Raw genomic sequence first — 9,235 nt, forward strand, 5'->3', positions numbered from 1 at the left:
CCGGCTTCGGCTTCCTTCAGAAACCCGATGATTTGCTGTTCCGTAAAGCGCTTCTTCATGTTCGTCTTCTTCTCCGAAAACGAACTTTACTAGACTCCAGCTGGCCCTGTTTGCAGGGGGCAGGTCAAGCGCTCCGAAGGCCGGGACGGGCACGGCGTAGTCCTTCGGGTACAAGCAGCACGCTGCCGATCGGGTGGTCGCCAGCCAGGTTGAGGAAGCCGTGCAGCGGTGGCAGCTTCATCAGCTCGGCCGACAATACAGCCTGAGGGGAAGACCAGCAACGACAGCCCAAGCAGTTGGATGGAGGTTTTCATCAATCCAAGGACCGATTCACCCTCGAACATGTCACCGGTCTGTCGCAACAAGCCTACGTACATCGCCCTGCACAAGCGCGGCCGCGCACCACGCGATTCAAACTGCACAAGTTCGTGGAGATGAAAACGTGCTGACATCCAGATTGCTCAAATTGAGTGGTCTGAGGTTTCTATGGATGCCTCCTTACGCCTGGGCCTGGGCCTGGGCCTGGGCCTGGGCCAGGCTGGCTCGGACTTGGCTAACCATCGGCGGGTTGCAGTGGGCGGCAATCGCGCGACACAGCAGCGGCGTTTCGGTCACTTCGATTGGCGCTGTCGTGCTGGCGCTCGACAGCGCGATCAGTTTGTCGAACAGCTCGATGCGCAGTTGGTTGACTTGCAGCGCTTCGGATTCGCACTCAACGACGCGGCGAATGTGCGCGGAAACGCTTACGCCAAACTCGGCGGCTGTTGCGTAGAGGTCGTTATAGTGGCCACTCGGCAACCGAACGGTGAGAATCTTTGTGATCATGCAAAATCTCACTTCGAATCAAAGTCAGATGCAGTTCGTTTGCGCTCCGCAGCCGGATCCACCTACGCGTGGATGCGCGCTCAGCACAGCTTCCATGGCATCCCATGGGATGCGTCCAGTGTGTAGCTCCTTAGTGGTACGACGAAGCCTGTGCAGACAGATCGCCCCTGATACCTCAGCGGTTCGACCTACATTTGGCCCCGTATGCGAGGCGTTAGCGAACAGAATGCAGAAAGTGTTACTACCAAGGTGGACGACAAATTAGGACGTGCTTACCACAAAAATTACAATATTCTTACGCACCACCCTCCCAGCCAGTTTCAACAACGAAACCCAAAATCAGGTTTTGGAAGATTAAGCGGAAAGACATGAGCGCCAAGAGCGAGATAGAATCCGAAGCGCATATAGTTCAACCCCGCACGGTGAGAGCTCTATCTGACATGGCACAAGATATGGGCTTCATCGAAGCGATAAACAGGGGCGCCACATCGTTTGAACCTCGAAGAATAAAGCACAGTCCTCCTCTTCTCGTTCCAGGGTCGCTAGGCACCTATACGGACCAGCACAATAAAACTCTAAGCATCTTCAGGCTAATCAATGAATTTGATCCAACAACAGTTTTTCATCGATCTAGAAAAGAAACTTTGGACCGCCGCTGACAAACTACGCTCCAATCTTGACGCTGCCGTCTACAAGCATGTCGTACTGGGCCTGATCTTCCTGAAATACGTGTCGGACGCATTCGAGGAGCGCCAACGTGAGTTGAATGCCCAGTTCCGTGACCCGGCGCATGACTACTACATGACCCCTGAGGATTACGCCGACGACTATGAGGGTCATATCGCCGCCGAACTGGAGGTGCGCGATTACTACCTGGAAAAGAATGTCTTCTGGGTGCCACTGGAAGCGCGCTGGCAAATCCTGCGCGATTGTGTGCAACTACCGCCCAAGGCACCGCTGCCCTGGAACAAGCCCGGAAAAGATGAACCGGAAGAGATGCGCAGCGTGGGTTGGCTTATAGACAATGCCATGGAGGCCATCGAGCGCGAGAACGCCAAGCTCAAGAACGTGCTCAATAAAGACTTCGCGCGCACGCAGATCGATAGTCACAAGCTGGCCGACCTGATCGCCCACTTCTCCGACACCAACTTCAGCCAGCCCAGCTACGACGGCCAGCCTTTGAGCCTGAAGAGCAAAGACATCCTCGGCCACGTCTACGAGTACTTCCTTGGCCAGTTCGCCTTGGCCGAAGGCAAGAAGGGCGGCCAGTACTACACGCCCAAGAGTATCGTCACCCTCATCATTGAGATGCTGCAGCCATTCATGGGCCGGGTGTACGACCCAGCGATGGGCTCGGGAGGCTTCTTCGTGCAGAGCGAGGAATTCATCGAGCAACATGGCGGTAAGCCTGCCGATGGCAAAACCGGTCAGATCAGCGTCTATGGGCAGGAAAGTAACCCGACCACCTGGCGCCTGGCCGCGATGAACTTGGCAATTCGCGGTATTGACTTCAACTTCGGCGGCCAACCCGCTGATACGATGCTCAATGACCTTCACCCCGACCTGCGCGCCGACTATGTGATGGCCAATCCCCCCTTCAACATGAAGGAGTGGTGGAACGCTAGGTTGGAGAACGACCCGCGCTGGCTGGTGGGCACCCCGCCGCAAAGCAACGCCAACTTCGCCTGGCTGCAGCACATGCTCTACCACCTGGCCCCTACCGGCAGCATGGCGCTGTTGCTGGCCAATGGCTCGATGAGCTCCAACACCAACAATGAAGGCGAGATCCGCAAGCAGCTGATCGAGCGCGACTACGTGGAGTGCATGGTGGCACTGCCGGGACAGCTGTTTACCAACACGCAAATCCCGGCCTGCATCTGGTTCCTCACCAAGGACAAGGCAAACGGCTTTAACTTCGACAAGAAGAAGCGCAACCGTCGTGGCCAGTTCCTGTTCATCGACGCCCGTCTGCTCGGCTACATGAAAGATCGCGTGCTGCGTGACTTCACACTAGACGACATCAAAAAGGTGGCCGATACCTTCCACGCTTGGCAACACGGTGAAGGCTATGAAGACGTGCCGGGCTTCTGCTTCTCGGCCTCGCTGGAAGACATCCGCAAGCACGAACACGTGCTAACACCGGGCCGATATGTGGGCGCCGAAGAGCAGGAAGACGATGGTGAAGCCTTTGCCGACAAGATGGTACGGCTGACGGCCCAGCTTTCGGAGCAGTTTGCCGAGAGCGCCAAGCTGGAGGGCGAGGTCAAGAAGAACTTGGCGGGGTTGGGTTATGGCTTCTGAAGTCCAATGGTTTCAAAAGCCACTAGGAGAAGTGACCTTTAATCACGACGGGAAAAGAAAACCTGTCAAGGAATCCGAACGAAGGAAAGGACCATACCCCTACTATGGAGCGTCCGGAATTGTTGATCACGTGGATGGCTACTTATTTGAGGGTCGCTATCTTTTGATTGCCGAGGACGGAGAAAATCTCCGTACCCGGCAAACTCCAATTGCGTTCATGGCAGACGGGAAATTTTGGGTAAACAACCACGCTCACATCGTCACTGGAAACGGCGAAGTAATGACGGAATATCTGCAGTACTTCTTGCAAAATGCAGACATCCAGCCGTACCTTACTGGCGCCGTGATGCCCAAGCTAACACAAGGAAACTTAAACAGAATCCCAATCAGTTACCCTGACTCCAAGTATCAGAATTCGATCATTCAAGTGCTTGGGTCCCTCGACAAAAAAATCAACCTAAACCGCCGAATCAATCAAACCCTAGAAGCCATGGCGCAAGCTATCTTCAAATCATGGTTTGTCGATTTCGACCCGGTCAAAGCCAAGATCACCGCCATTCAGGAAGGCCGCGACCCGCTGCGCGCTGCGATGAGTGCCATCAGCGGCAAGCTTGAGGCCGAACTCGATTCGTTGCCGCCCGAGCAATACGAACAACTCATCGCCACTGCTGCACTGTTCCCGGATGAGATGGACGCATCGGCGTTGGGGGAGATTCCGAAGGCGTGGGCATTTCAGGCTGCGAATTCGTTGACCGAGGTCGGGATTGGCAAAACTCCGCCAAGAAAGGAGCCCCAATGGTTCACTGAAGGCGAGGGAGATTGGCGCTGGGTGTCCATCAAGGACATGGGAGCCAATGGCGTATTTCAGCAGCGATCTTCAGAATTCCTTACATCTGAGGCAGTCTCGCGTTTCAATGTGCGTGTCGTGCCAGATCGAACTGTACTGCTGAGCTTCAAGTTGACCATCGGTCGAGTTGCTATCTCGGATGGCCCGATGGTGACAAATGAGGCAATCGCTCATTTTAAGTTACCTAACGACGCCGCGATTTCATCGGAGTACCTGTATCTGTATCTAAAGGGCTTCGACTATTCGACGCTCGGAAGCACGTCATCAATTGCCGACGCTGTGAATTCAAAAACCATCCGTGAAATGCCAATCATTTTGGCGAATCGCGACATTATGGATATATTTTCTAAAATCATCACGCCTCTATTTGATGAAATCCGAAATCGACAGAACGAGATTTCATCTCTTAGCGCGACACGTGATGCCCTGCTGCCCAAGCTGCTTTCTGGCGAGATTGAGGTACCTGCATGAAGCATCTCAAGCCGATATTCGCAGACGCTTTGGCCCAGGAGCAGAATCTCTTTGTCGACAAGGGGCGAGTGCACATCCGAAACAAGCATTGGGCCCCTGATGAGATTCTGGAGGGATTGCTTGATCCTGATGCCTACGACGATCTTTTCCTAGACTGGGTGCAGGAGCGCAAAGAAGAGCTAATCGAGTCGGCAAAGACCATATTGGATGAATTCGGCTTGCAAGACCGCTTTGGCAAACTCAAAGAGGTTTACGCCAGAGGCGCAGTGGTTCCTTTTGTCGGTGCTGGCTTGTCTGTTTCGAGCGGCTATCCAGGGTGGACTGCTTTCCTCAAGCAACACATCCGCGAGACGGCGATCGATCCCGGTGAATTCGACCAAATCCTGCTTGCGGGCCAATATGAGCAAGCAGCTCAGAGACTGGCAGATGCCCTCGGGCCCGCGTTCAATGAAGCGGTGGAAAACTCCTTTGGGCGCTCGCGTGAAATTTCAGGATGCGTGCAATTGTTGCCGCACGCCTTCGATTCCTGCGTGATTACCACGAATTTCGACGACGTGACCAAGCGCTGCTATGAGGCAGCTGGAAAGCCCTTCTCGGAAGAGTTGTCAGGGGACCACTCCCGAGAACTTCCAAGGAAACTGGCCGAGGGCAAGAGAATACTGCTCAAGCTGCATGGAACCTCTACAAGTCCACGCGGCAGAATTCTTACTGCGGCCGAGTACCAGAAGCACTATGGTGATGACGAAGAATTGCAGAAAACGATAGAGGCGATCTGTTCCAAGACGTTGCTGTTTGTTGGCTGTAGTCTGACAGTCGACCGTACCCTCACGGCGATGCGAACGTTTGTGCAGGCCAATGGACATGACAATGTCGCACGACACTATGCGTTTCTGCCCGTACCGGGTAGTGATGCGGAGCGGATTGCGCGGCGAGACGCGTTGATTGAATGCAATGTCTATCCGATGTGGTACCCGGCGGGAGCGCACGATGAATCTATCGAGGCGCTCTTGCTCGCGCTAATGGAAACGTCATGACCATTGGCGTAGAACATATCGACTTGTGGCGTGGCCGCGCTTCCGAAACCCAGAACGTCGAATTCAAAGAGGCTGGCCGCAGCACGCTGCCACCGGTCATCACCGCGACCATGGAGCAGAGGCTGGTGAAGAGCGATCCCAATGCGTTGGACTCACGGCGCTATGCGCGGTACATCTCGGCGCAGGCATAGCCGCCATTTCACCGCAAATGGAGGGCACACACCAATGCCAATGCAACTTTTACAAAGAATTTCTCATTTCATCGCCAACCAGATCGGTGATCTGGCAGCCTGGGGAGGCGCAAGGGTTCCAACATGCTGAACGAACAACAACTCGAGGAACTCTGCCTGGGCTGGTTCCAGGAGACCGGATGGCGTTTCGCCCACGGCCCAGACATTGCGCCGGACAGCAGCGCACCGGAGCGTACCGACTACCGGCAGGTTGTTCTGCGCGAGCGCCTCATGACTGCGCTGGCCCGGATCAATCCGCACATCGCGCCTGTAGCCCTGGAGCAGGCAGCGCATGCGCTGCAGTCCGTGAGCGAGCCGCAGATGGTGGTGCGCAACCGCAACGTGCACCGCCTGCTGCTGAACGGCCTACTGGTGGAGTTTGCGCAGGGTGATGAGAAGAAGACCGATCTGGTGCACTTCATCGACTTTGCGCACCCGAGCAACAACGACTTCCTGGTGGTGAACCAGTTCACCATCACCGGCACCAAGCAGCCGCGGCGGCCCGATGTGATCGCCTTCGTGAACGGCCTGCCGTTGGCGGTGGTGGAGTTGAAAACCCCCGCCAATGAACAGACTGACGTGTGGGATGCGTTCAACCAGCTGCAGACCTACAAGGACGAAATCGGCGACCTGTTCAACGGCAATGCCGCCTTGGTGGTCAGCGATGGCTGGACAGCACGTGTCGGGTCACTCACCGCGAATGCGGAGCGCATGCTGCCCTGGCGCACCATCGCCAACGAAGACGACCGACCTCGTCTGCAGATGGAGCTAGAGACGGTGGTACGTGGCTTCTTCAACCCCGAGCTGTTTCTGGACTACGTGCGGCACTTCGTGCTGTTTGAGCAGAATGGCGAAAGCATTGTCAAGAAGATCGCAGGCTACCACCAGTTCCATGCGGCGCGCGAGGCGGTACGCGCCACGGTGATTGCCGCGCAGGACGCCGACAAGGGCGTCCTGGAGGTACACGAAGAGCGTGCCAGCTACGCCAAGGAGGTGAAGCCAGGTTCGCGCAAGGCCGGCGTGGTTTGGCACACCCAGGGCTCGGGCAAGAGCATTACCATGGCCTGCTACGCGGGTAAGCTGCTGCAACAGCCCGAAATGAAGAACCCCACGCTGGTGGTGGTAACCGACCGCAACGATCTGGACGGCCAGTTGTTCGCGACGTTTAGCGCCGCCAGTGACCTGCTCAAGACCACTCCGGTTCAGGCCGTGGATCGCGACGAACTGCGCGAGATGCTGGCCTCTCGCGAGGCGGGTGGCATCATCTTCACCACGGTGCAGAAGTTCGCGCTGCTGGAGGAGGAAGAGGCACACCCTCTGCTCTCTGACCGCACCAATATCGTGGTGATCTCGGATGAGGCCCATCGCAGCCAATACGGTACCAAGGGCCGTCTGGATACCAAGACTGGCAAGTACGTGTTCGGATATGCAAAGCACTTGCGCGATGCGCTGAAGAATGCCACCTTTATCGGGTTCACCGGTACGCCCATTGCGCTGGAGGACAAGGACACCCGCGCGGTGTTCGGTGACTATGTCAGCATCTACGATATCCAGGATGCAGTCGACGACGGTGCCACGGTGCCCATCTTCTATGAGAGTCGCCTGGCCAAGCTGGATGTAAACCAGGCCGAAATCGACGCGCTCAACGAGCAGGTGGACGAAGTCGTCGAGGACGAAGAGGATATCGCCAGCCGCGAGAAAACGAAGAGCGAGTGGGCGGCTTTGGAAAAACTGGTGGGCTCAAAACCTCGGTTGCAGCAGGTCGCACGAGACTTGATCCAGCACTTTGAGGCACGCGTCTCCGTGATAGACGGCAAGGCAATGATCGTGTGCATGAGCCGTGACGTCTGCGTGCAGCTCTACAACGTCATCTGTGTGGGCGACGAAAATAGCCCCCCCCTGCGGCCCGAGTGGCACAGCACCGATCCGGAGCAAGGTGCAATCAAGATCGTGATGACTGGCTCGGCCGCTGACAAAGCCCTGTTGCAGCCGCACCTCTACAGTAAGCAGGTGAAGAAGCGGCTGGAGGCGCGCTTCAAGGACGTGAAAGACCCACTCAAGCTGGTGATCGTGCGCGACATGTGGCTAACCGGATTTGATGCCCCGTGCTGCCACACCATGTACATCGACAAGCCCATGAAGGGCCACAATCTGATGCAAGCCATCGCCCGCGTCAACCGGGTGTTCAAGAACAAGCCGGGTGGTCTGGTGGTCGATTACATTGGTGTTGCCAATGAGCTGAAGGCCGCACTTAAGACCTACACCGATGCAAATGGCAAGGGTGATCCCACACACAATGCAGCTGAGGCCCTGTCGGTACTGCTGGAGAAGATGGATGTCGTGCGGGGCATGATGCATGGCTTTGACTACAGAACATTCGAGACGCAGGCGATGCAGCTGCTGGTGCCGGCAGCCAACCACATCCTGGGGCTGAAGGACGGCAAGACGCGTTTCCTCGACACCATGGTGGCGGTGGCCAAGGCGTTCTCACTTTGCAGCACGCTGGACGAGGCAGGAACCCTGCGCAAGGAGATCGCCTTCTTCTCGGCCATCAAGGCCGCCATCGCAAAGTTCACGACCGTGGACAAGAAGCGCAGCGACGCGGAAAAGAACAGCGTACTTAAGCAAATTCTGGACAACGCCATCATCTCGGATGGCGTGGCCGACGTGTTCGCATTGGCGGGGCTGGACAAGCCGAACATCGGCCTCTTGTCGGACGATTTCCTCGAAGACGTCCGCAAGATGGAAAGCCGCAACCTGGCGGTGGAACTACTGGAAAAGCTACTACGCGACGAAATCAAAGCGCGTGCCCGAAACAACGTGGTGCAGGAGAAGAAGTATGGCGACCGTCTGTTGGAGACCCTGCGCAAATACCACAACCGTGCGATTGAAACGGCCCAGGTCATCGAAGAGCTGATCAAGATGGCCAAGGATTTCCAGGTCCTCCTGGAACGAGAGGCCGCGCTTGGTCTGGGTCAGGACGAGATCGCCTTCTACGACGCCCTCGCGAACAATGAAAGCGCCGTGCGGAAGTTGGGTGACGAGGTGCTCAAGAGGATCGCAATCGAGATTACCGCGAAGCTGCGGGCCAGCACCACGGTGGATTGGCAGGTGAGGGAGAGCGTGCGCGCAAAGCTGCGGATCCTGGTGCGGCGTACGCTGAAGAAGTGGAAGTATCCCCCGGTGGGTGAGGAAGCAGCTATCGAGCTGGTGCTCAAGCAGGCGGAGTCTCTGTCGAATGCGTGGTCGACGTAGTGCAAAGCGCTCCGGGTCTTAATGGCCGCGGCGTAGTCGGGACGCTCTGTCGATACAATCGGCTAAATTGTCACATACGAAAAACTACGGGGTAATTTATGAGCAGATACTGCGGGGATGACGATCCTAAATCCATCTTAGAGGCTGGAGCAGCCCCCTGAAACGCCGGACACAGTCACCCACTTACAATAACGGGTAGGCATAGGACTGTGTTTTTGACTAACACTAGGCAGGAAGTGATGGAAGTGTTGACGGGCCCGGAGCGTCGGCGG

General features: G+C 56.4%; 6 protein-coding genes. 5 read left to right on the forward strand and 1 reads right to left on the reverse strand.

Annotated elements, in window-relative coordinates:
- Positions 1–498: 498 nt before the first annotated feature.
- Positions 499–825 (reverse strand): hypothetical protein, encoded by a 327-nt coding sequence (locus tag H0X91_RS34315; RefSeq protein WP_196433795.1) that lies wholly within the window; start codon positions 823–825, stop codon positions 499–501.
- A gap of 597 nt (positions 826–1,422) precedes the next feature.
- On the opposite strand from H0X91_RS34315, the gene H0X91_RS34320 reads away from it, so the two are divergent.
- The 5 genes from H0X91_RS34320 to H0X91_RS34340 all read left to right on the forward strand — a co-directional run bounded on the left by H0X91_RS34320 (position 1,423) and on the right by H0X91_RS34340 (position 8,963).
- Positions 1,423–3,126, forward strand: a complete 1,704-nt coding sequence (locus tag H0X91_RS34320; RefSeq protein WP_196433796.1) for a class I SAM-dependent DNA methyltransferase — start codon at positions 1,423–1,425, stop codon at positions 3,124–3,126.
- Positions 3,116–4,444, forward strand: coding sequence for a restriction endonuclease subunit S (locus H0X91_RS34325; RefSeq protein WP_196433797.1), 1,329 nt, complete (start codon positions 3,116–3,118; stop codon positions 4,442–4,444). Before H0X91_RS34320 ends, H0X91_RS34325 begins: the two co-directional genes overlap by 11 nt.
- A complete protein-coding gene (locus H0X91_RS34330) occupies positions 4,441–5,478 on the forward strand; it encodes an SIR2 family protein (protein ID WP_196433798.1) in 1,038 nt (345 codons plus the stop codon). Before H0X91_RS34325 ends, H0X91_RS34330 begins: the two co-directional genes overlap by 4 nt.
- Positions 5,475–5,669, forward strand: a complete 195-nt coding sequence (locus H0X91_RS34335) for a hypothetical protein (protein WP_196433799.1) — start codon at positions 5,475–5,477, stop codon at positions 5,667–5,669. Before H0X91_RS34330 ends, H0X91_RS34335 begins: the two co-directional genes overlap by 4 nt.
- Positions 5,670–5,792: 123 nt before the next feature.
- A complete protein-coding gene (locus H0X91_RS34340) occupies positions 5,793–8,963 on the forward strand; it encodes a type I restriction endonuclease subunit R (RefSeq protein WP_196433800.1) in 3,171 nt (1,056 codons plus the stop codon).
- Positions 8,964–9,235: the final 272 nt, after the last annotated feature.

It is taken from the genome of Burkholderia sp. 9777_1386, assembly GCF_015712265.1.
Taxonomy (GTDB): Bacteria; Pseudomonadota; Gammaproteobacteria; order Burkholderiales; family Burkholderiaceae; genus Burkholderia; species Burkholderia cenocepacia.